Here is a 22,011-nt window from a genome sequence, read left to right on the forward strand (position 1 = left end):
AGGAAGCTGTACCGGTTTTTGCGCAGAGTTTGTGATGGGGCGCACACGGTACTTTTCACCGTGCAAAAGTCTTACATGCATGTAGGCGTATTCGGCACTTTGTTTTTTCCCTGAGCGCGCTAGAATGCGCGCCGATGGGCGGAGAACTGTATGTGGCAACAGACCCTGATTACCCTCCGGGCCAAGCCCAGGGGCTTTCACCTGGTAACGGATGAGTTGCTTGCCGGCTTGCCTGAATTGAAGGCTTGTCGCGTAGGCCTGTTGCATCTGTGGCTGCAGCACACCTCGGCCTCGTTGACCATCAACGAGAATGCCGACCCGGCGGTTCGCCGTGACTTCGAACGTTTTTTCAACTCGCTGGTGCCGCAAGGGCGTGCAGGGTTCGAACACAACGACGAAGGTCCGGATGATCTGCCGGCGCACTTCAAGGCCAGTCTCCTGGGCTGCCAGCTGAGTTTGCCAGTCAAGGCCGGCCGCTTGGCAATGGGGACCTGGCAAGGTGTTTATCTGGGCGAGCACCGTGATCATGGCGGTGCTCGTAAAGTCCTCGCCACGTTGCACGGTGATGGGGCATAAGCCACTGGTGATCCGGTGGATGTTGATTTTTTCCGGCGAACTCGACAGCGAGTGAGGCTGGGCTATAACTAATCTGCTTTTCGCAAGTCATGAGGTAGAACATGAGCGACGATGATCTGGAAAACGACGACCTTGAAGTAGGTGACGACGACGAGACCGAAGAAGGTCTTGAAGCGGCAGCTGAAGACGTTGCTGACGACGACGGTGGCGATGATGCACCTGCCCCGGCGGCCAAGGGCAAAGCCAAGGCAGCTGTTTCGGTAGACGAACTGCCGAGCGTTGAAGCCAAGAACAAAGAGCGCGATGCGCTGGCCCGTGCGATGGAAGAATTCCTCGCTAAAGGCGGCAAAGTGCAGGAAGTCGAGGCCAACGTGGTGGCAGATCCACCGAAAAAGCCGGATAACAAGTACGGCAGTCGACCTATCTGAGGTCACTCACCTGCTTGTAAGAAAAAGCCCGCCGTCGCTGCGGGCTTTTTCATGCCTGTAATAAATCCTGCAGGTCACCACAAAACATAAGTGGGAGCGGGCTTGCTCGCGAAAGCAGTCTGTCAGTTGCTGATGGGCTGACTGATACACCGCATTCGCGAGCAGGCCCGCTCCCACATTTTGATTCTCAGTGTTGCCGCTATAGCGTTACTGCCAACTGCGAAGCAACGGCGGCAACTCGTTTAAGCTACGAATTTCCGCATCCGGGCGCTTATCCGCTTCCCACGCCTTGCCCGTCGGGTTGAACCACACGGCACGAAGCCCCGCCTGCTGCGCCCCGGCGATGTCATCGCCAGGATGATCGCCAATATGTACTGCTTGATGGGCGTCCACGCCGCCGCGTTGCAGCGCCTCTTGAAACAGGCGCGCATCAGGCTTTGCGATACCGATATCTTCGGCGCGCAGGGCAAAGTGAAAGTAATCCGCCAGGCCTACACGCTGCACGTCGGCATTGCCGTTGGTGATAACCCCCAGCAGGAAGTGCTGGCGCAGGGCTTGCAACATGGGTTCGGCTTCGGGAAACACCGTGAGCTGGTGGCGTGCGTGAATGAATGCTTCAAAGCACACGTCGGCCATCTGCGTGGCTTCAGGCTGTGGATAACCGGCTTCTTCAAAGGCGTGCATCAGCACCCGATGGCGCAGCACGCTGATCCGATTTTTGAGTTCAGGATGGCGCTCCAGTACCTGCTGGCGAAGGCTCGCGAAGTGCTCGAGTGGCAAATCGCCGACCTTGGAAGCATGGGTCGCCAACCATTCACGCATCGACGCTTCGGCGCTGATGATGACGGGTACGTTGTCCCAGAGCGTGTCGTCCAGGTCGAAGGTGATCAGCTTGATACTCATGAGTCGCCGCCCTTGATGCGTTTGGCCCGTGGATGGGCACTGTCGTACACCGTAGCCAGGTGCTGGAAGTCGAGGTGGGTGTAGATCTGCGTGGTCTTGATGTCGGAGTGGCCCAGCAGTTCCTGCACAGCGCGCAAGTCCTGGGACGACTCCAGCATATGGCTGGCAAAGGAATGCCGCAGCATGTGTGGGTGCAGGTTTTGCCCCAGCTCACGCTCGCCGGCTGCCTTGACCCGCAATTGAATTGCCCGTGGCCCCAGGCGGCGGCCTTGTTGGCTGACAAACACGGCATCGTCCGCCGGGTGGGTCAGAAGGCGCAGCGGTAGCCACAGCTGCAAGGCTTCGCGGGCCTTCCTGCCCACCGGCAGTACACGGGTTTTGCTGCCTTTGCCGAGCACCTGCACCAGGCCGTCCGCCAAGTCCAACTGATCGAGGTTCAGGCCGGTCAGCTCCGACAGGCGCAAGCCTGAGGAATAGAACAGCTCAAGGATCGCCTGATCGCGGTGGGCGAGGAAGTCATCTTCCACCGCCCCATCGAGCAATTGCAGCGCGCGGTCGGTGTCCAGGGTCTTGGGCAGGCGCCGCTCACCCTTGGGCGGGGCCAGGCCATTGGCCGGGTCGTGGTCGCACAGGCCTTCGCGGTTGAGGTAATGATAGAGGCCGCGCACCGCCGACAGCAGGCGGGACAGGCTGCGCGAGGATTGGCCTTGCTGGTGCAGGCGCGCGATCAGGCTGCGCAGGCTCTGGATATCCAGGGCCTTCCAGCTGGCGATCTGTTGCTTTTCGCAGTACGCCAGGACCTTGTTCAAGTCCCGTCGGTAGGCTTCCAGGGTATGGGGCGACACCTGGCGCTCGTTGCGCAGGTGAGCGCAGTAAGCGTCCAGTTGCCTGTCCATGGCTAGCGCACCGCGCGCAAGGCAGTGGTAAAGCGCGGCAGGACCCGGCCCAGCACTTCAGCGATGTAGGTCAGAAACAGCGTGCCCACCGAGCTTTTGTAGTGCTGAGGATCACGACTGGCGATGGCCAATACACCGTGCAGGCCTTGATGGCTGAGAGCAACCACGGCAGTGGAGCCGATCTGCTTGCGCTGTTCAGCGCCAAACAGGAAATCCAGTTCGTGCTCGCGCAGGGTGCCGCTGATGGTCTTGCCTTCGGAGAGCAGGCCGCCGATAGCCGTCTGTGCTTCGCCGCCGCTGACCCAGCGACCCACCGGCATCGGGTTGTCGCTGAACAGAATCAGGCTGACAAACGGCACCTGGAAGTCCTGGCGCAGGCTGTCTTCCACGGCAATGACCGTTTCTTCGAGGCTGGTGGCATCCATCAGGGTAAGAATCAGGCGACGGGTCTTGTCGAAAAGACGGTCGTTGTCGCGGGCCACGTCCATCAGGTGCGAGAGCTTGTGGCGCATTTCGATATTGCGCTCGCGCAGGATCTTCATCTGCCGCTCCACCAGCGACACGGTATCGCCGCGCTGGTGGGGAATGCGCAGGGCGGGCAGCAGTTCTTCGTGTTCGACGAAGAAGTCCGGATTAGCCTCAAGGTACGCCGCGACAGCAGCGGCCTCCAGACTTTCGCTCGGGGACGTTTCGGCGGGTACTTGAGGCTTATCGGTCATTAGCTTGGCTCACTCATAGACGGACCTGTCCTTCGTATACGCGCGAGGCCGGCCCGGTCATCATCACCGGGTGGCCAGGGCCTGCCCATTCGATGGACAAGCGTCCGCCGGGCAGGTCGATCAGCAGTGGCGAATCCATCCACCCCTGGCTGATCGCGGCGACGGCGGCGGCGCAAGCACCGGTGCCGCACGCCTGGGTTTCGCCGGCACCGCGTTCCCATACACGCAGTTGCGCGCGGGAACGGTCGATCACCTGCAGAAAGCCCACATTGACCCGTGCCGGAAAGCGCGGGTGATGCTCGATCTTCGGCCCCAGTTCATGCACTGGGGCGTTATTGATGTCGTTGACCCGCAGTACCGCGTGGGGGTTGCCCATCGACACGGCAGCGATATCCACCGTCTTGCCATCAACGTCCAGCGCGTAACGCGTGGCCTGCTCGGTGGCCTGAAACGGTATATCCGCCGGCACCAGGCGTGGTTCACCCATGTTGACGCTGATCTGGCCGTCGCTGCGAATATCCAGCTCGATCACACCGCTCTTGGTCTCGACGCGAATCTGCCGCTTGGCGGTCAGGCGTTTGTCCAGCACAAAGCGGGCGAAGCAGCGCGCGCCGTTGCCGCACTGTTCCACTTCGGAACCGTCGGAGTTGAAGATCCGGTAACGGAAATCCACCTCCGGGTTGCTTGGCGCCTCAACGATCAGCAATTGGTCGAAGCCGATACCGGTGTGACGGTCGCCCCATTGTTTAGCGTGCTTGGGCAGGATATGCGCGTGCTGGCTGACCAGGTCGAGAACCATGAAATCATTGCCCAGCCCGTGCATCTTGGTAAAACGCAGCAGCATGGCTTACTCCGGCAGCAGGCTTTCGCCAGCATACAACTCGGCTACCGTCTCGCGGCGACGCACTTCAAACGCTTGATCACCGTCCACCAGCACCTCGGCGGCACGGCCGCGAGTGTTGTAGTTGGAGCTCATGACAAACCCGTAGGCACCGGCCGAATGCACAGCCAGCAGGTCGCCTTCTTCCAGGGCCAGTTGACGATCCTTGGCCAGGAAGTCGCCGGTCTCGCAGATCGGGCCGACGATGTCGTAGTTGCGACCTTCGCCAGTACGTGGCTTGACCGCAGTCACATCCATCCAGGCCTGATAGAGCGCCGGGCGAATAAGGTCGTTCATCGCCGCGTCGACGATGGCGAAATCCTTGTACTCGGTGTGCTTGAGGTATTCGACCTGGGTCAGCAGTACGCTGGCATTGGCGACGATATAACGGCCCGGCTCGAACATCAGGGTCAGGCCGCGGCCTTCGGTGCGCTCGCGCACGGCCTGGATGTAGTCGGCGATCTGTGGTGGCTCTTCATCGCGATAACGCACGCCTACACCACCACCAAGGTCGATGTGTTGCAGGTAGATGCCGCACTCGCCAAGGCGCTCGGTCAGCGCCAGCAGGCGGTCGAGGGCGTCCAGGAACGGTGGCAGGGTGGTCAGTTGCGAGCCGATATGGCAGTCGACGCCCAGCACTTCCAGGTTCGGCAATTGCGCGGCACGGATGTACACGTCCTCGGCGTCGGCAATGGCGATGCCGAACTTGTTCTCTTTGAGACCGGTGGAAATGTACGGGTGAGTGCCGGCATCGACGTCCGGGTTGACGCGCAGGGAGATCGGCGCGCGAACGCCCATCTCGGCAGCGACGACCTGCAGGCGCTCCAGCTCGTCGGTGGACTCGACGTTGAAGCAATGCACGCCGACTTCGAGGGCGCGGCGCATGTCTTCGCGGCTTTTGCCGACGCCGGAAAACACGATCTTGTCCGGCGTGCCACCGGCAGCCAGTACCCGTTCCAGCTCACCACGGGAGACGATGTCGAAACCAGCGCCCAAGCGCGCCAGGACATTCAGTACGCCCAGGTTGGAGTTGGCCTTGACGGCGTAGCACACCAGGCTCGGCGTGCCTTCCAGAGCGTCGGTAAAGCTACGGTATTGGGCTTCGATGTGCGCACGGGAGTACACATAGGTCGGGGTGCCAAAGCGCTCGGCAATCGCGGACAGCGCCACGCCTTCCGCGAACAGCTCGCCGTCCCGGTAGTTAAAAGCGTCCATGAGTTTCCCTTAATAGGTGTCGTGCTTGTGCGCTTTGGACTGCGACGTTTGCGCCTGGTCATTTGGGTCTTTGCTGTCATCGGGCAGGTACAGCGGACCTTTTTGACCACAGGCACTAACGAGGCAAGCGACCGCGACGAGCGCAGCAAGGGAAGAGATCAGGCGCTTCATGGCGAAATCCTTGAATATGCATTAATTGCGCCCGAGTATACCGACCACCCGCCAGCTTGCCTATGCGCCGGAATACCCGTCCGGCGGGGGTTTGCCGAGATAGTTGGGAAGCAGGCTACGATGGTCGCGGATATTTCATACTGTCATCGGTAATGAACTCGGTATCCTTTGCAATCAGCGGGGCTCGCCCGTATCGTGCGGCGCTTGAGCAAAACCAGACACTTTTGAGGTTGCCACAATGAGTTTGACCGAAGCCCGTTTTCACGACCTGGTGGATTCGACCCAGCAGGCGCTGGAAGATATTTTCGACGACAGCGGCCTGGACGTGGACCTGGAAAACTCGGCCGGCGTGCTGACGGTCAAGTTTGAAAACGGCACCCAACTGATCTTCAGTCGCCAGGAACCGCTGCGCCAGTTGTGGCTGGCAGCCCGCTCGGGTGGTTTTCACTTCGACTACGATGAAGAGGAAAATCGCTGGGCGCACGACACCACTGACGAGCTGCTGAGCGAAATGCTTGCTCGCCTCACGAAAGAACAGTCCGGCGCCGACTTGGACTTCGACGAGATTTGATCGTGACCCAGCCTGCACCTGTACGCCCGCCCAAGCCGCTGTTCAGCAATGTCAGCCCGGCGGTGCCGTCACCTTGTATCAGTTTGTGTCGCCTGGACGAGCAAAAAGTCTGCCTCGGCTGCTTCCGCCATGTGGAAGACATCCGTGAATGGCGCTCTGCCGACGACGCCCGGCGCCGCGTGATCTGTGCCGAGGCCGAGCAGCGCCGGGAGCGCGCTTGAGGCCGTCTTGTTTATTTGTGACGCTGTGGTAGTGTCCGGCTACACCTCAAATCATCGAGGTCCGTGAGAACCCCGCCTTTTCCTGGCGGGGTTTTGCTTTTTTGTGCAGAAAAAAGGAGTCTGCCTGAATCATGACCACCGCACCTTCCATCATCCTCACCCGTCTTGACGTGCAGCGTCTGGAGCAACTGATCGACCGCTTGGGCGATGAGTTTCCCGGCGTCGAAGCGTTGCAAGCCGAACTCGACCGCGCAGAAACAGTCGGCCACGATGAAGTGTCGGGAGACGTCGTGACTATGAACTCCCGTGTCCATTGCCGTGAAGAAAGCAGTGGCAAGGAGCGTCACCTGACCTTGGTTTATCCCAAGGATGCGAATGCCGACGAAGGCAAGATTTCGATTCTGGCTCCGGTCGGCAGCGCCTTGCTGGGCCTGCAGGTCGGTCAGCACATCGACTGGCCAGCACCCGGTGGCAAGACCCTCAAGCTTGAATTGCTCAGCGTTGAAGGCCAGCCCAAAGATGGCGGCGCCTTCCCTCTCTAAACCTGGTTCAACGCCTTGTTGAGCGACAGCTCCAGCTCGGCCTTGTAGCGCAGATACAAGTTGCTCGGGCTTTGCACATCACCGAGCAGGCCCGACAGGTCCAGGTCGGTGATGTAGCAGCGGTAGCGCTCGGTCTCCCGACGCTGCCCGACGATTTGCTGGGCGACCACCGCAAACAACTGGTCGCCAAACTCCAGTTCGCAAAACTCCCGCTGATTGCAGTACAGGGTGATACCCACCTGGCCGTGCGCCGCTTTGCCGATAATCGCCTGCACGTCATAAAACGGCTTATTGGCCGGGTTTTGAGGGGCTGGCCGCGGCTCGATGCTGCGGGCGCGATTGCTGCCGGACGGCAACAGTTGGTAATACAGAGTTTGCACTTCACCCAGCGTCTGTTGCGTATCCAGCGGCGATAGCGCTTCACGGCGGTAGATGATCGATTGCAGAAAGCGCTGCAACGGCGCCAGCAGGCTTTGTTCGTCATGAAATGGCAGGCGCTGCTGCCACAGCGCGTTGAACTCATCCAGCACATACAACTCGGCGAAGCCTTCATTGACGCGGTAGAACACCTGTACACAATTGGCCTGGCCCATGGGCAACAGCAGCGCCAGATCGTGGTCTTCCAGGGCCATGGCGTCCAGGTGCAGCGGGCTGTAGCTGGCCAGTTCTTCGCTGAGGTACGCGATCAGCGCGTCCTGGGTCGGCAGCGACACATGAGTGGCCTGGCCCGGGGTCAGCTCCATCACGTGATAGTGCTGCTGCACTTGCAGGAGGTAGCGGTGATTGGACTGACCCAGCAGGAGGCTCTGCGCCGTATCGAAGATTTCTTCCACGCGCTGGGCAATGAACTGCGCACGGTTGTGACAGAAGCAGCGCACCCGCAGCCGTGGCAAATGGTCCGGCGGCAGTTGGTTGAGGTAGTCACGCAAGCAGTCGAGCAACGCGTGGGGGCCGTCATAGCGGCTGACCATCACCTCGTTCCAACTGTTGAGCGTCACCTGATCCAGGGTCAGTACCAGGTTGTCGCGCACGCCGGCATAGCTCAAGGAGTCGGTACGCTCGGTGGTCATCAGGATATTCAGGTCGCGATGATGCTTGAGCGGGTCAACGCCGACGTTGATCAGCAACAACACGTCTTCGGGCACGGCCGAGCGCAACAGGCGATCTTCATCGACGCTGGTCAACGGCAGGCCGATGGTCTGTTGCAGGCTGCCCAACAGGTTGAACAGCTCGAATTCGGTCATGTCACTGACGCCCGGGTGCAGCGCCAGGCGCGTGCTGCTGTCGATCACGCCGTTGCGGTGGCACCAGGTGAGCATTTCCAGCAGGTCGCGGCTGCGCTTGATCGGCGCGAAGTGCTCCCATTCCAGTGCCGTAAGGTTGCCGTTGTACAGGCCCCAGTGGTGCTGGCCGGGCTCCTTGCGGTTGGGCGATTGCACCAGGGTCAGGGTGTCTTCGGCCAGGTCCGGGGCGATGCCGGGGTTGATGAACTCGACCTTGCCGGCCTTGCGCTCAAACGCCGCATACAAGCGCCGGCCCAGCACGTTGAGGTCGCGCTTGTTAATCAGGCTGACGGTCTGCTCGGTGCGAGCGAACTGGGTGAGAAAGCGGTAGCTGTAATTCAGCTCATTGACCAGCGCACGGCGTTCGGAGGCGACCTGGCGCACTTTCCACTGGCTGCGACTGTCCAGCAGAGACAGTTGGCGCTGGTCCCAACCCCATTCATGGGCCAGGCGTTCCATTAATAGGCGCTGCCAACTGGTGCTGCGTTGGCCGGCGCTGAGCTTGCGGTTGACCTTCAGGTACAGCGCGCGTCTTACCAACTCCAGGCGTTCGGGCTCGTTACGCACCTTGAGGTGTTCCTCGATGCGGCGGTAGACCACGATATACGGGTCCAACTCATCCAGATCCATCTGATTGGCGAATACCGAGCGTTTGAAGCGCAGGCTCAGGCAATGCACGTTCGGGTGTTCGTTGGCGTAAACCTCAGTCAGCAGTAACTTGAGCACCGATTTGTAGGGCGACTCGATGCCTTTGAACAGTTGCCACAGCCCGGCGCCAATGAATTCGCCGGGGGGGATGTGGGCCAGGTGACCGAGGTCGAGGGTTTCATCGGCGCGGATAAAGCGCTTGGAAATCAGTGCGTGAGTGAACTCGGCGTAGCGACGTTCTTCGTAGACCGGCACCAGCCACCAGATGGGTGTGCGCCCGGCGAGCCAGATGGCGGTGCGGTAGAACTCATCCAGCAGCAGGTAATGCTGAGTGGTGCCGCAATCATCGGAGCTCAGTTGTGTGTCGCGTTCACCCAGCACAAAGCGCGTCGGCTCGATCAGGAAAAAATGCGCCTCTGCCCCCATGGTCAAGGCCCAGGCTTCCAGCAACTGGCACTTTTTGCGCAGCTCAGCCAGCTCGTTTTCGCCCAGGTCGGGCGCGTGGCATACCCACACGTCCATATCGCTTTGGTCTGCCTGAGCCAGGGTGCCGAGGCTGCCCATCAGAAACAGGCCGTGGATCGGCCGCGGCGGGTTGCCGTGGCGTGCCTTGTAAGAGAACGAGCGGGTCAGGCGCTGGGCTTCGGCGAGCGCTTGGGCGTCAGGTTCGAAGTTCGACAGCCCGGCCGGCGTGCTGCCCGAGACATAACCGGGCAGCAGCGGATGATTGACGTGAAAAAACAGCGGCAGCAGGGTCAGCACGCTTTGTTGGCGTGGCGTCAGCCCCTCGACGGCCCGGGCCATGCGGCCTTCATTGAGGGCCATGAAGCGCGCGCGCAGTTGAGCCAGCACCTTGCGGTCGATGCCTTCGTCCAGGTCGGGGCGGATCTCATGGGTGCGGGTCATGTAGAACTCGGTGGCTCGCAGGGCCCGACATGGGCGGCCGTGTAGGAGTTTACAGCCAGTAGCGTAGGAGTTTTAGAGGGAAATTGTTTTTGACGTCAGAATTTTGAGCGCTGGACAGCAGCGCCCTCGGAATCCGCAAAGGGCGGACTCCATGGGCGGTAACAGGTGTCAGGCGGCTTCTTTGGTCGAGGCAGTGGTCAGAATGGTCAACAGGGTTTGGGCCTGCTCGGCAGCGTCCCGGCCAAGGCTGGTCAGGTAGCCCCCGTCCGGCTGGTCGATCAGTTTTTTCTCGAACAGGCGTTTGGCGGCGGCGATGGCGGAGGGTGCGGCGGTCTGGTGGACTTTTAGACCTTCCTGGGAGCTGCCCAGGTTGAAGAGTGCAAGGATTTCCAGTTCGGCAACCAACTCAGGGGTATACGACATAAGGACTCCAGACTTTCTAAGAATTTATTAGAGGCTAGCAGGGCATAAGGTGAACGCACTTTGCCGGGCTGTCCAGTGAGAAAGTCGTGGGTCTTGATATGGCGCACCTTTGTGGTGAGCAAGCCTGCTGCTTCGCCACCAAGGTGCTCGATTCAGTCGTTTTCCGGTGGCAATTCCGGCAGCGCCCGCAGCGCTGTTTCGTACCATTCGGTATTGAATGCGCGGTCTTCGTCCAACATCTTGTCGATTTCCACGGCCAATACGTGAGCCATGAGGTTCAGAATCTCTTCGCGTTCGTAACCCACCAGCGTGAGCTTATTCAAAGTGGCTTTGGCGGCAGGCGGATTGTCGCTTTCGATCTGGTTTTCGATGGCTTGGACCAGTGTGCTCTCGGTGAACTCTTCTTCGTCGCTGTCGATATCGGTCGGCTCGCTCATGGCAGGCTCCTCAAGGAAAGGGCGCCAGTCTACCTCCATTCAAGCAGGTGATGCTGCTGGTCAGGTCGGGCGCGACGTTCTATAACTTCTGCAGCCAACCCCACACCCGGCCTGGAGGCATTCGCAATGCTCAAGCTTTACGGATTTTCGGTCAGTAACTACTACAACATGGTCAAGCTGGCGCTGATGGAGAAGGGCCTGCCGTTTGAAGAAGTACCGTTTTACCCGAGCCAGACGCCCGAGGCGCTTGCCGTCAGCCCCCGTGGCAAAGTGCCGATTCTTGGCGTGAAACAGGGGTTTATCAACGAAACCAGCGTGATCCTCGAATACATCGAGCAGACCCAGGAGGGCCGTTCGTTGCTGCCGGCCGACCCGTTTCAACGCGCCCAAGTGCTGGCGTTCTGCAGGGAAATCGAGCTGTATATCGAGCTGCCCGCGCGCGCGTGTTTCGCCGAGGCGTTCTTCGGTATGCCGGTGCCGGATGCGATCAAGGAAAAATCCAAGGCCGAGTTGCTGTTGGGGATCGCTTCTTTAGGTCGACACGGTAAGTTCGCGCCGTACGTGGCGGGGGAGAGCTTTACGATTGCCGATCTGTATTTCATGTACAGCGTGAACCTCGCCTGTGGCGTGGGCGAGAAGCTGTTTGGCCTGGATTTGCTGGCTGAGCTGCCGGCGGCCAAAGCGCTGCTGGAGCGATTGCATGCCATGCCCAACGCGCAGAAGGTGGCGGCGGACAGAGAAGCGGCGATGCCGGCGTTTATGGCGATGATTGCGGCGAAGAAATAGCGAGTTGGCGCCTGCGGTGACGCCTTCGCGAGCAAGCCCGCTCCCACATTCGACTGCATCCCAGAGGTGGAACTCGGTCAATAGTGGAAGCGGGCTTGCTCGTGAAGCTTTTAGCGGCTGGCCAGCAGTTCCTGGCCGCGCGCTACGGCTGCCTTGACCTGCGCCGGTGCAGTGCCGCCTACGTGGTTACGGGCATTCACCGAGCCTTCCAGGGTCAGCACCGCAAATACGTCCTGCTCGATCTGGTCGCTGAAACGACGCAGTTCTTCCAGGCTCATTTCCGCCAGGTCCTTGCCGGTGTCCACACCGTATTTGACGGCATGGCCGACGATTTCGTGGCAGTCCCGGAACGGCAGGCCGCGGCGCACCAGGTAATCCGCCAGGTCGGTCGCAGTAGAGAAACCGCGCAAGGCCGCCTCACGCATGATCGCGTGCTTGGGCTTGATTGCGGGGATCATGTCGGCAAACGCACGCAGCGAGTCGCGCAAGGTGTCGGCAGCGTCGAACAGCGGCTCTTTGTCTTCCTGATTGTCCTTGTTGTAGGCCAGCGGCTGGCCCTTCATCAGGGTCAGCAAGCCCATCAGTGCGCCGAATACACGGCCGCTCTTGCCACGCACCAACTCCGGCACGTCGGGGTTTTTCTTTTGCGGCATGATCGAGCTGCCCGTGCAGAAGCGATCCGGCAGGTCGATGAATTGGAATTGCGCGCTGGTCCACAGCACCAGCTCTTCGGAGAAACGCGACAGGTGCATCATCGCGATGCTGGCGGCAGCGCAGAATTCGATGGCGAAGTCGCGGTCCGATACGCCATCCAGGGAGTTGCCGCCCACGGCGTCAAAACCCAGCAGTTGAGCGGTGTACTCGCGGTCGATCGGGTAAGTGGTGCCCGCCAGCGCGGCGCTGCCCAATGGCATGCGGTTGGCGCGTTTACGGCAATCCACCAGGCGCTCGTAGTCGCGGCTGAGCATTTCGAACCAGGCCAGCAGGTGGTGGCCGAAGGTCACTGGCTGTGCGGTTTGCAGGTGGGTGAAGCCGGGCATGATGGTGTCCGACTCACGCTCGGCCTGCTCCAGCAAACCTTTTTGCAGGCGCGTGATTTCGGCCAGGATCAGGTCGATTTCGTCGCGCAGCCACAGGCGAATATCGGTCGCCACCTGGTCGTTACGGCTGCGACCGGTGTGCAGTTTTTTGCCGGTCACACCGATACGATCGGTGAGGCGGGCCTCGATGTTCATGTGCACGTCTTCCAGGTCGACGCGCCAGTCGAACGTGCCGGCCTCGATCTCACCGCGAATGGTAGTCAGGCCGTCGATGATGCTGTCGCGCTCGGCGTCGGTCAGCACGCCGACCTTGGCCAGCATCGTGGCGTGGGCGATCGAGCCCATGATGTCGTGGCGGTACAGGCGCTGGTCGAAGGTGACGGAGGCGGTGAAGCGGGCGACGAAGGCGTCGACGGGTTCACTGAAGCGGCCGCCCCAGGACTGGTTGGTCTTGTCGGTGCTCATGGATTCGCTCGTGATCTGCTTAAAAGAGGCGTGGAGGTGTGCCGCCGATAATAACAGGGTTGCCCGTGGAGGCGGTGCTGCGGGTGGTCGGCATTTTTATTTGTACGAAGGATGGCTAAGTGCCTTGCCGCCGAACGCATCCGGGACGAGACTGGAGGTAGGCGTTAATTGAAACGATATTTGACGATCGAGCAATATCGTCTCAGCAAGCGTCTACAGTTGCACTGATAGAGCATGAATGCACCAAAGTCGGGTGATGTGGTCATAGCCCAGACTATCCATTAAAAAAGGGGGGTATTCGGATTGTGTATCAGCAAACCCTACGGCGATGCCCAGAGGCAGCAGGTTTTGGGCGCAACTGAACAGGTCCGGGTAAATTTGGGTGCCGCTCTCGGGGCACTTTTTGCCGCTCGCGCTAGTCTTAGCGTGGATCGCTGTGACGCAAGTCACCGCACCTGTCTACGCTATCCTTGTGCGAGACTCACGCAGGAATCCAGCGCAATATGAATGTCCTGATCGTTGATGACGAACCCCAAGCCCGCGAGCGACTGAGCCGTTTGGTCAATGAGCTCGAGGGTTATAAAGTCCTTGAACCGAGCGCCACCAGTGGCGAGGAGGCGTTGACGCTGATCGACAGCCTCAAGCCTGACGTGGTGCTGCTCGATATCCGCTTGCCGGGCCTCGATGGCCTGCAAGTCGCCGCCCGCCTGAGTGAGCGAGAATCGCCGCCGGCCGTGGTGTTATGTGCAGCCCAGGAAGAGTTTTCTACGGAAACGCTGGAAGCCAGCGGTGTCAGTTTTCTCGCCAAGCCGGTAACCGGCGAAGCGTTGCTCAAGGCCCTGAAAAAGGCCGAGCGCCCAAACCGCCTTCAACTGGCTGCGTTGACCCAGCCGGCTGCCCAGAGTGGCAATGGGCCTCGCAGCCATATCAGCGCGCGAACCCGCAAAGGCATCGAGCTGATTCCTCTGGGCCAGGTGGTCTACTTTATCGCTGATCACAAGTACGTGACCCTGCGCCACGAGACGGGCGAAGTATTGCTCGATGAGCCGCTCAAGGCGTTGGAGGATGAGTTTGGCGACCGCTTCGTGCGCATTCACCGCAACGCGCTGGTGGCCCGCGAGCGAATAGAACGTTTGCAACGCACGCCACTGGGGCATTTTCAGCTGTTCCTGAAAGGGCTCAATGGCGATGCCTTGATCGTCAGCCGACGTCATGTCGCCGGTGTGCGCAAGATGATGCAGCAGCTTTAGCCCAAGGGCTTTGGCGAGGTCTGCCTTCCTTATCCCGGTGCGATGCGGCCAGGGAGGCCCCGCACTTGCTGATTCAAATCAAAGCGTGTTTGCCTGAGCTGTTATTATCTGCCGTATCTATTCAGTACGGATTGATCCATGTCCTCTCGCGAAATCCGCATCGCCACCCGTAAAAGCGCCTTGGCCTTGTGGCAGGCCGAATACGTCAAAGCACGCCTTGAACAGGCCCACCCGGGCCTCAAAGTGTCCCTGGTGCCCATGGTCAGTCGCGGCGACAAGCTGCTCGACTCGCCACTGTCGAAGATCGGCGGCAAGGGCTTGTTCGTCAAAGAGCTGGAAACCGCACTGCTGGAAAACGAAGCCGACATCGCCGTGCATTCGATGAAAGACGTGCCGATGGACTTCCCTGAAGGCCTCGGCCTGTATTGCATCTGCGAACGTGAAGACCCGCGCGATGCCTTCGTTTCCAACACCTACGCGTCGTTGGATGATTTGCCACTGGGCAGCGTCGTCGGCACCTCCAGCCTGCGTCGTCAGGCGCAGTTGCTGACTCGTCGCCCGGATCTGCAGATCCGTTTCCTGCGCGGCAACGTCAACACGCGCCTGGCCAAGCTGGATGCCGGTGACTATGACGCGATCATCCTCGCGGCGGCTGGATTGATCCGCCTCGGTTTCGAAGACCGTATCACCTCGGCCATCAGCGTCGAAGACAGCTTGCCTGCAGGCGGGCAGGGTGCTGTGGGCATCGAATGTCGCACCGCCGACACTGGAATTCACGCCTTGCTCAAACCCCTGGACCACCCTGACACCGAAGTGCGTGTCACCGCCGAGCGCGCGCTGAACAAGCACCTCAACGGTGGCTGCCAGGTGCCGATTGCCTGCTACGCCGTGCTTGAGGGTGAAAACCTTTGGCTGCGTGGCCTGGTAGGAGATCCTGAAGGCGGCAACCTGCTCACCGCCGAGGTGCGCGGGCCACAGCGTGACGCGACCGCCTTGGGTATCCAGGTCGCTGAAGAGCTGCTGGGCAAGGGCGCCGGCGCCATTCTGCAAAAAGTCTACGGCGAGGCCGGCCCGCAGTGACTGGCTGGCGTGTGCTGCTGACGCGGCCTGCCGAAGAGTCGGCTGCCCTGGCGGCATCGCTGTCCGAAGCCGGTATTTTCAGCAGCAGCCTGCCTTTGCTGGACATCGAAGCCTTGCCCGTGACGCCTGAACAACAGTCTGTCTTGCATGACCTGGGCCGTTATTGCGCGGTGATTGTGGTCAGCAAGCCGGCCGCACGCCTTGCTGTACAGCAGTTGAATCAGCCTTGGCCGCAGTTGCCGTGGTTCAGCGTCGGGGCTGCCACCGCGCAGGTACTGGCCGATCACGGACTCAGCGTTCACTATCCGCCTACCGGGGATGACAGCGAGGCCTTGCTTGAATTGCCCGCCTTGCGCGAGGCTATCGCACAGCCCGGTGCCCGAGTGCTGATCCTGCGTGGCGAGGGTGGGCGAGAGCTGCTGGCTGAGCGTTTGCGTGAGCAAGGTGCTAGTGTCGATTATCTGGAGTTGTATCGCCGCTTCCTTCCGGCCTACGAGGCCGGGGTGTTGACGCAGCGCATCCAGTTGGAACGCTTGAACGGCCTGGTGGTCAGCAGTGGGCAGGGTTTTTTGCACCTGCAAGCCCTGGCCGGCCTCGATTGGCCGAAGGTGGCGCAGCTGCCGTTGTTCGTGCCCAGCCCGCGCGTTTATGAAATGGCGCGGGCCGCTGGCGCAGAAAAAGTTGTGGATTGTCGCGGCGCGAGTGCCGCGGCTTTGTTAGTGGCGTTGCGCAGCGCTGCCTCGTGAGGCATGCGGCGCCCACTCTCTGATACGCAAAGGACGGATACGTGAGCGAAACAGCCTTGCCTAAAGATGAAGCCCAGCCAGCACTTGATGCGCAGGTTGCACCGGCCACCGCGCCACGCCGTGGCAATGGCCTGGCTATTGTGGCCCTGTTGCTCGGTGCCGCAGGTGTTGCCGCCGGCGGTTGGGGGATTTGGCAGGTCCGTGCCCTGCAAGCCAGCAGCCAGCAACAGCTGGGCCAGGTGCAGACCCTCGATGACCAATCCCAATCACTCAAGCAGAGTCAGCAGCAACTGGCTGCACGCCTGGCACAATTGCCAGCAGCCGATGAGCTGGAGGAGCGCCGCCGCCTCGTCGCCCAGTTGCAGGGTGATCAGCAGCGCTTGAGCCAGCGTCTGGAAACCGTGCTGGGTGCCAGCCGCCAGGACTGGCGCCTGGCCGAAGCCGAGCACTTGATCCGTCTGGCCAGCTTGCGCCTGTCTGCCCTGCAGGACATCAACAGTGCTCAATCGCTGGTCCAGGGCGCTGACGAAATTCTCCGCGAGCAGAGCGATCCAGGCGCCTACGCCGCCCGTGAGCAATTGGCCAAAAGCCTTACCGCCTTGCGCAGCACTGAACAACCTGACCGCACCGGGCTTTACCTGCAACTGGCAGCCTTGCGTGACCAGGTCGTGCAACTGGCGGCTATTGCCCCTGAATATCAACTCACCGAGCCCTCTTCCGAGGGGCGCCCGACGACCGACACGGAAAGCCGCCTGCACCAGTGGTGGGAGCAGATATCTCGCTACTTCCGCATCGACTTCAACCCGGATGACAACATTCGTCCGTTGCTGGCCGGTCAAGGTTTGAACCAGGTACGCCTGGCACTGAGCCTCGCCCTGGAGCAAGCACAATGGGCAGCGCTCAACGGTGAAACGGCGGTGTACAGCCGCTCCTTGGGTGAAGCCCGCAGCGTGCTGCAGGACAACTTCAACCAGGACAACCCGCAGAGCAAAGCGATGCTGGCACGTATTGGCGAGCTCGAGCCCAAGGCTGTTTCCGTGGCGACCCCTGACCTGGCCGCCAGCCTGGCGGCTGTGCAGGCTTATCTTGAGCGCCGCCATCTGTCTGCCGGTGAAGCCAAGGCGGCGGCCACGCCGGCCACCCAGGAGTAGAGCCGATGAAGCGTTTCTATGTGATCCTGGTACTGGCGATTGCGATTGCCTTGGCACTGGGCGTGGGTATTTCGAAACACACCGGCTACGTGCTGATTACCTATCCTCATCTGCTGCATTACGAGTCGAGCCTGTGGGCCACGCTGGTGGCAGTGTTTGCCGTCGGCCTGGCGATCTACCTGGTTCGTGTGCTGCTGAGCCTGCTCACCACCTCCGGTGGCGTAGTCAACCCGTGGTCGCGACGTAACCGCAGCCGCCGCATACAGATTGCGATTGAGCAAGGTCAGTTGGACCTCGCCGAGGGCCGCTGGGCCAGCGCCGAGCGCCACCTGCACCGTGCCGCCGAAGCCGAGCGCCAGCCCTTGCTGTATTACCTTGGGGCTGCACGTGCCGCCAATGAGCAGGGCCGTTATGAAGAGTCCGACGGTTTGCTGGAGCGCGCCATGGAGCGCCAGCCACAGGCGGAACTTGCTGTCGCCTTGAGCCACGCGCAGTTGCAGATGGATCGCGGCGATACGGAAGGGGCTTTGGTGACCTTGCAGGCGATGTACGAGCGTCATCCCCATAACGCACAGGTTTTGCGCCAGTTGCAGCGCTTGCATCAGCAGCGAGGCGATTGGCCATCGGTGATTCGCTTGTTGCCGGAACTGCGCAAGGACAAAGTGCTTCCCGCCACAGAACTGGCGGAGCTTGAGCGCCGCGCATGGGGCGAGAACCTTGGCCTTGCCGTGCAGCGTGAAGAGCAAGGTGAAGCGGGCTTGCAATCTTTGGAGCGTGCCTGGGAGCAACTGACTTCAGCCCAGCGCCAGGAGCCACAACTGGTCTTGGCCTACGCTGAGCAACTGCGTCGGCTGGGTGCTGATGCCAAGGCTGAGGAAGTGCTGCGCGGCGCCATCAAGCGCGGCTATGACAGCCATCTGATCCGGCTTTATGGGTTGCTGCGCGGCAGCGACCCAGGCCGACCGCTGAAGTTTGCTGAAGGTTGGCTCAAGGACCATCCGGGTGACGCCAGCCTGCTGCTGACCCTGGGCCGCCTTTGTCTGCAAAACAGCTTGTGGGGCAAGGCGCGGGACTATTTGGAAAGCAGTCTGCAGGTACAGCGAAATCCCGAAGCCTGCGCTGAGCTGGCACGTTTACTGGCCCAGTTGGGTGACACCGAGCGCAGTAACCAATTGTTTCAGGAAGGCCTGGGTCTGTTGGACAGCCGGTTGCTGGCATCACCGCTGCCTGTGCCCGCGCGGGTTTGAAGTAGGAAAGAGTGCGAGGGTTGGCTCGGAAGCTTCTTAGGGCCAACCCTTCTTTATCGTGTAAAGGCTGGGTCTAAAGCGCGATGTAGCAAATTCCTACCGCTAACAGCTTGAAGTCATCCAGCTTCTGACGGGATATCCCCAGGCTCTCGCGGAATTGTCTGCTCTATCGCGTATTGAAAGGGATCAGGCCTTTACTCTACCGTAACGACCTGTCTCTTGCGGTACGGATAACAATGTCTTTGGCCCCTTCACGCTCCTTCTTTCTCCTGGCGTTCATGGCGGGTGCGCTGACGTTGGGTGCGTCTTTTTATCTCGAGTTCGGCGCGCTGTTGCGCCCTTGCTTCCTTTGCCAGGTGCAACGCATCTTTCTGGCCGCCTTTACCCTGATCAATCTGGTTGCCGTGATTCACGGCCCAAGACGCTCTGCGGCTTACTTTTACGGGTTGGCCAGCATGGGTTGTGCGTTGCTTGGCGCTATTACTGCTGTGCGCCAGGTACTGCTACAAAATGCCGCACTGGAGCAGGCCAACGATTGCTGGCCCAGTCTGCAATACATGATTGAGAACCTGTCGCTTTGGCAAGCACTGCAATTGACGGTCAGAGGCACCGTCGATTGTGTGGAGCTCAACTGGACGCTGTTCGACCTGAGCCTGCCGGAGTGGAGCTTGTTGTTCTTCGTGGCGATGCTGGCCATGGGCATCATGCAGTTTTCACGGCTGCTACTGGGCAGTCGTTTGGACCTTGCGAGGTATTGAAGGCCAATGGCAGTTTGTAGGATGGGATTAAACACTTGTATGAACTTTCTCTCCTGCGTACCTTGAAGCCATAGTCATGCGGGCATAATCTGGCCCGCACGCATTACTGAAACCGTTTGTCAGATGCGGCCTTGTCCGGCTGCCGCTTTTATCCTTGAAGTGTTGCGCGGGCACAGAGCGGCAGCGCCCCCTATAGGGAAGAGAGATCACCATGCTGGAAAGTTGTCAGAATGCTCAGGAACGCTGGGGTGGGGTGCACAAGCTGATCGACAGCTGGTTGAAGGCACGTCACGAACTGGTTCGGGCCTTTGATGCTCTTGGCGCCAAGCCCGAAGCATTGGCTGAGAATCGCGAGTCGCTGCAAGATTTCTGCGGTGTACTGGTGGACTATGTGTCTACCGGCCATTTCGAGATTTACGAGCAACTGACCGGCGAGGCGAAAGCGTTTAACGATGAGCGTGGCCTGGAACTGGCCGAGACTATTTACCCGCGCATCGATGTCATCACCGAAAAGCTGCTGGCCTTTAACGACCTGTGTGATGCCGGTGAGTGTGTTGCTGAAAAATTTAAAGAGTTGGGTGGACTGCTCCACGAGCGTTTCGAGCTGGAAGACTGCTTGATCGAAGTGTTGCACAACGCCCATAAGGAAGAGTCTGTCGCGCAGGTTTGATCCTGGGTGATACGTAAAAAACGGTGCGCATGGCGCACCGTTTTTTATTGGGTCAGTGGCGAGTACCGAGCAACTCGATCTCAAATACCAGCGGCGTATACGGCGGTATCAACTCGCCGGCACCGTCGGCGCCATAGGCCTGGGCCGATGGAATCACCAGGCGCCATTTTGCGCCTGTCGGCATCTGTTGGAGTGCTTTGCTCCAGCCGCTGATCACGCTGTCCAGACGAAACCATTGGGGCTGTGTGCTCTGATCGAAGACCGTCCCGTCGGGCAGTTTTCCGGTGTATTTCACCTGCACCTCATCACTGGCCAACGGCTTGCTGCCAGTGCCCGGCTTCAACTCGGTGAGCAGGATGCCATCCGACAACTCACGCACACCGCTTGCCGTTTTTTCCTGGGCTAAAAATTGCTGTTCGGCAGCGAGCGCTTTTTCGCTTTTTGGAACCTCGGCGTCGGCCGCACTCTGTGCTTCGTGTTGGGCGAGGATCTGTTCGATACGTGCATCGTCCAGCGCCAGTGGTTTGCCTTGGTAGGCTTGCTTGAGGCCGTCAACCAGTGCCTGGATCTGCAGGTCGGGGACTTCCTGGCGCAAGCGCTCGCCGAGGCTTGCGCCCAAGCTGTACGCGAGATCGTGCGGGTCTTGGGCAGTGCTGCCTGACGGCGATTGCTCACCCGCATTGGCCGCGCCAATCGCCAAGCCAAGCACTAAAAAAAGGTAACGCGACATGGGGAGTCTCCCGCCGAAAGTGCGACGGATTATGCCAGCCTGAGTGCGTAAAAAGTGCCGTGGTTTTTTGTTATATCGATAAGAATTTTCTCACCGTGCAACGCAAGGCAAACGATACTGTCAACATGCCCTAGCGGCGGTAAGAGCAGAGGGCTAGTATGAGCCGCACCCACGTCAGCCAGGAGGTAAACCATGTCGGCCAAACAGAAGCCTGTAAATACCCCGTTGCACTTACTCCAACAACTTTCGGGCAGCCTGCTCGAACATCTGGAAAGCGCGTGTTCCCAAGCCTTGGCTGATGCAGAAAAACTGCTCGCCAAACTGGAAAAACAACGCGGTAAAGCGCAAGAGAAGCTGCACAAGTCCCGCACCAAACTGCAAGACGCCGCTACTGCCGGCAAGGCCAAGGCACAAGCCAAAGCCAAAGACGCTGTTAAAGAACTTGAGGACTTGCTGGACGCCCTCAAGGATCGCCAAGCTGAAACCCGCACCTACATTTCTCAACTCAAACGCGATGCTCAGGAAAGCCTGAAACTGGCCCAGGGCGTTGGTCGTGTGAAAGAAGCTGTGGCCAAAGTGCTGGGCGCTCGTACACCCGCAAAAGCTGTTGCGTCGAAGGCTTCGGCTAAGACAGCGGCCAAGCCAGCGGCTAAAACCGCTGCTGCGAAACCAGCCGCCAAGCCAGCGGCTAAAACCGCTGCTGCGAAACCAGCCGCCAAGCCAGCGGCTAAAACCGCTGCTGCAAAACCAGCCGCCAAGCCAGCTGCTAAAACCGCCGCTGCGAAACCGGCCGCCAAGCCAGCGGCTAAAACCGCTGCTGCGAAACCAGCCGCCAAGCAAGCGGCTAAAACCGCCGCTGCGAAACCAGCCGCCAAGCCAGCGGCTAAAACCGCTGCTGCAAAACCAGCCGCCAAGCCAGCGGCTAAAACCGCTGCTGCGAAACCAGCCGCCAAGCCAGCGGCTAAAACCGCTGCTGCGAAACCAGCCGCCAAGCCAGCGGCTAAAACCGCTGCTGCAAAACCAGCCGCCAAGCCAGCTGCTAAAACCGCCGCTGCGAAACCGGCCGCCAAGCCAGCGGCTAAAACCGCTGCTGCGAAACCAGCCGCCAAGCAAGCGGCTAAAACCGCCGCTGCGAAACCGGCCGCCAAGCCAGCTGCTAAAACCGCTGCTGCAAAACCAGCCGCCAAGCCAGCTGCTAAAACCGCTGCTGCGAAACCGGCCGCCAAGCCAGCTGCTAAAACCGCTGCTGCAAAACCAGCCGCCAAGCCA

The 22,011-nt window shown here is 60.3% G+C and carries 25 protein-coding genes; 14 read left to right on the forward strand and 11 right to left on the reverse strand.

Annotation, left to right across the window (positions count from 1 at the left end):
* Positions 1–150: 150 nt before the first annotated feature.
* Both ACDZ94_RS09525 and sutA read left to right on the forward strand, forming a co-directional pair.
* Positions 151–576: a secondary thiamine-phosphate synthase enzyme YjbQ gene (locus ACDZ94_RS09525; RefSeq protein WP_017845176.1), complete on the forward strand. Its 426-nt coding sequence runs from the start codon at positions 151–153 to the stop codon at positions 574–576.
* A 101-nt stretch (positions 577–677) separates the two neighbouring features.
* On the forward strand, positions 678–1,004 hold the full coding sequence (gene sutA / locus ACDZ94_RS09530; RefSeq protein WP_064454697.1) for a transcriptional regulator SutA: 327 nt from the start codon (positions 678–680) through the stop codon (positions 1,002–1,004).
* Between the two features lie 207 nt (positions 1,005–1,211).
* Here the strand turns inward: sutA and ACDZ94_RS09535 are convergent, their stop codons facing one another.
* The 6 genes from ACDZ94_RS09535 to lptM are packed head-to-tail and all read right to left on the reverse strand — an operon-like array spanning position 1,212 to position 5,788.
* Entirely contained in the window at positions 1,212–1,907 is a 696-nt protein-coding gene (locus ACDZ94_RS09535; protein ID WP_064454696.1) for an HAD family hydrolase, read from the reverse strand.
* On the reverse strand, positions 1,904–2,803 hold the full coding sequence (xerC, locus tag ACDZ94_RS09540) for a tyrosine recombinase XerC (RefSeq protein WP_064454695.1): 900 nt from the start codon (positions 2,801–2,803) through the stop codon (positions 1,904–1,906). Before xerC ends, ACDZ94_RS09535 begins: the two co-directional genes overlap by 4 nt.
* A 2-nt stretch (positions 2,804–2,805) precedes the next feature.
* Positions 2,806–3,522, reverse strand: a complete 717-nt coding sequence (locus ACDZ94_RS09545) for a DUF484 family protein (protein WP_064454694.1) — start codon at positions 3,520–3,522, stop codon at positions 2,806–2,808.
* Positions 3,523–3,535: 13 nt separating this feature from the next.
* Positions 3,536–4,366, reverse strand: coding sequence for a diaminopimelate epimerase (gene dapF, locus ACDZ94_RS09550; protein ID WP_064454693.1), 831 nt, complete (start codon positions 4,364–4,366; stop codon positions 3,536–3,538).
* 3 nt (positions 4,367–4,369) lie between these two features.
* Positions 4,370–5,617 carry a diaminopimelate decarboxylase gene (gene lysA / locus ACDZ94_RS09555; RefSeq protein WP_064454692.1) on the reverse strand — a complete coding sequence of 416 codons (1,248 nt, stop codon included), beginning with the start codon at positions 5,615–5,617 and terminating at the stop codon, positions 4,370–4,372.
* 9 nt (positions 5,618–5,626) lie between these two features.
* Entirely contained in the window at positions 5,627–5,788 is a 162-nt protein-coding gene (lptM, locus tag ACDZ94_RS09560; RefSeq protein WP_074851643.1) for an LPS translocon maturation chaperone LptM, read from the reverse strand.
* Between the two features lie 238 nt (positions 5,789–6,026).
* On the opposite strand from lptM, the gene cyaY reads away from it, so the two are divergent.
* The 3 genes from cyaY (at position 6,027) to rnk (ending at position 7,122) form a co-directional block, all read left to right on the forward strand.
* Positions 6,027–6,359, forward strand: coding sequence for an iron donor protein CyaY (gene cyaY / locus ACDZ94_RS09565; RefSeq protein ID WP_064454691.1), 333 nt, complete (start codon positions 6,027–6,029; stop codon positions 6,357–6,359).
* A gap of 2 nt (positions 6,360–6,361) precedes the next feature.
* On the forward strand, positions 6,362–6,580 hold the full coding sequence (locus ACDZ94_RS09570) for a DUF1289 domain-containing protein (RefSeq protein ID WP_064455025.1): 219 nt from the start codon (positions 6,362–6,364) through the stop codon (positions 6,578–6,580).
* Positions 6,581–6,711: 131 nt separating this feature from the next.
* On the forward strand, positions 6,712–7,122 hold the full coding sequence (gene rnk, locus ACDZ94_RS09575; protein ID WP_053258626.1) for a nucleoside diphosphate kinase regulator: 411 nt from the start codon (positions 6,712–6,714) through the stop codon (positions 7,120–7,122).
* Here the strand turns inward: rnk and ACDZ94_RS09580 are convergent.
* The 3 genes from ACDZ94_RS09580 to ACDZ94_RS09590 form a co-directional block, all read right to left on the reverse strand.
* A complete protein-coding gene (locus ACDZ94_RS09580; protein ID WP_432751383.1) occupies positions 7,119–9,959 on the reverse strand; it encodes a class I adenylate cyclase in 2,841 nt (946 codons plus the stop codon). The genes rnk and ACDZ94_RS09580 overlap by 4 nt on opposite strands.
* Positions 9,960–10,127: 168 nt before the next feature.
* The gene (locus ACDZ94_RS09585; protein ID WP_053258624.1) at positions 10,128–10,382 is read right to left on the reverse strand and encodes a TIGR02647 family protein; all 255 of its coding nucleotides are present in this window, start codon (positions 10,380–10,382) and stop codon (positions 10,128–10,130) included.
* 152 nt (positions 10,383–10,534) lie between these two features.
* Positions 10,535–10,819: a hypothetical protein gene (locus tag ACDZ94_RS09590; RefSeq protein WP_064454689.1), complete on the reverse strand. Its 285-nt coding sequence runs from the start codon at positions 10,817–10,819 to the stop codon at positions 10,535–10,537.
* 126 nt (positions 10,820–10,945) lie between these two features.
* On the opposite strand from ACDZ94_RS09590, the gene ACDZ94_RS09595 reads away from it, so the two are divergent.
* Positions 10,946–11,605, forward strand: a complete 660-nt coding sequence (locus ACDZ94_RS09595; protein ID WP_064454688.1) for a glutathione S-transferase family protein — start codon at positions 10,946–10,948, stop codon at positions 11,603–11,605.
* Positions 11,606–11,715: 110 nt separating this feature from the next.
* On the opposite strand, the gene argH is transcribed toward ACDZ94_RS09595, so the two are convergent.
* Positions 11,716–13,110, reverse strand: coding sequence for an argininosuccinate lyase (gene argH, locus ACDZ94_RS09600; RefSeq protein ID WP_407016376.1), 1,395 nt, complete (start codon positions 13,108–13,110; stop codon positions 11,716–11,718).
* Between the two features lie 503 nt (positions 13,111–13,613).
* Between argH and ACDZ94_RS09605 the strand changes: the two genes are divergently transcribed.
* The 7 genes from ACDZ94_RS09605 to ACDZ94_RS09635 all read left to right on the forward strand — a co-directional run bounded on the left by ACDZ94_RS09605 (position 13,614) and on the right by ACDZ94_RS09635 (position 20,012).
* Positions 13,614–14,360 (forward strand): LytR/AlgR family response regulator transcription factor, encoded by a 747-nt coding sequence (locus tag ACDZ94_RS09605; protein WP_064454686.1) that lies wholly within the window; start codon positions 13,614–13,616, stop codon positions 14,358–14,360.
* Between the two features lie 138 nt (positions 14,361–14,498).
* Entirely contained in the window at positions 14,499–15,440 is a 942-nt protein-coding gene (hemC, locus tag ACDZ94_RS09610; RefSeq protein WP_064454685.1) for a hydroxymethylbilane synthase, read from the forward strand.
* Complete coding sequence (locus tag ACDZ94_RS09615) at positions 15,437–16,186, forward strand: uroporphyrinogen-III synthase (protein ID WP_432751384.1); 750 nt, start codon at positions 15,437–15,439, stop codon at positions 16,184–16,186. The genes hemC and ACDZ94_RS09615 overlap by 4 nt, the downstream gene beginning before the upstream one ends.
* 41 nt (positions 16,187–16,227) lie before the next feature.
* The gene (locus tag ACDZ94_RS09620) at positions 16,228–17,337 is read left to right on the forward strand and encodes a uroporphyrinogen-III C-methyltransferase (protein WP_259763328.1); all 1,110 of its coding nucleotides are present in this window, start codon (positions 16,228–16,230) and stop codon (positions 17,335–17,337) included.
* A gap of 5 nt (positions 17,338–17,342) precedes the next feature.
* Positions 17,343–18,584, forward strand: coding sequence for a heme biosynthesis protein HemY (locus tag ACDZ94_RS09625; protein ID WP_432751385.1), 1,242 nt, complete (start codon positions 17,343–17,345; stop codon positions 18,582–18,584).
* A gap of 236 nt (positions 18,585–18,820) precedes the next feature.
* A complete protein-coding gene (locus tag ACDZ94_RS09630) occupies positions 18,821–19,342 on the forward strand; it encodes a disulfide bond formation protein B (RefSeq protein ID WP_432751386.1) in 522 nt (173 codons plus the stop codon).
* 211 nt (positions 19,343–19,553) lie between these two features.
* A complete protein-coding gene (locus ACDZ94_RS09635; protein ID WP_064454680.1) occupies positions 19,554–20,012 on the forward strand; it encodes an Rsd/AlgQ family anti-sigma factor in 459 nt (152 codons plus the stop codon).
* A gap of 52 nt (positions 20,013–20,064) precedes the next feature.
* On the opposite strand, the gene ACDZ94_RS09640 is transcribed toward ACDZ94_RS09635, so the two are convergent.
* Complete coding sequence (locus ACDZ94_RS09640) at positions 20,065–20,742, reverse strand: FKBP-type peptidyl-prolyl cis-trans isomerase (RefSeq protein ID WP_432751387.1); 678 nt, start codon at positions 20,740–20,742, stop codon at positions 20,065–20,067.
* 192 nt (positions 20,743–20,934) lie between these two features.
* Between ACDZ94_RS09640 and ACDZ94_RS09645 the strand changes: the two genes are divergently transcribed.
* The coding region (locus ACDZ94_RS09645; protein WP_432751493.1) for an AlgP family protein at positions 20,935–22,011 on the forward strand (1,077 nt) is incomplete at its 3' end.

Origin of the sequence: Pseudomonas sp. UBT, assembly GCF_050915955.1 — a bacterium.
GTDB classification, from domain to species: Bacteria; Pseudomonadota; Gammaproteobacteria; order Pseudomonadales; family Pseudomonadaceae; genus Aquipseudomonas; species Aquipseudomonas antarctica_A.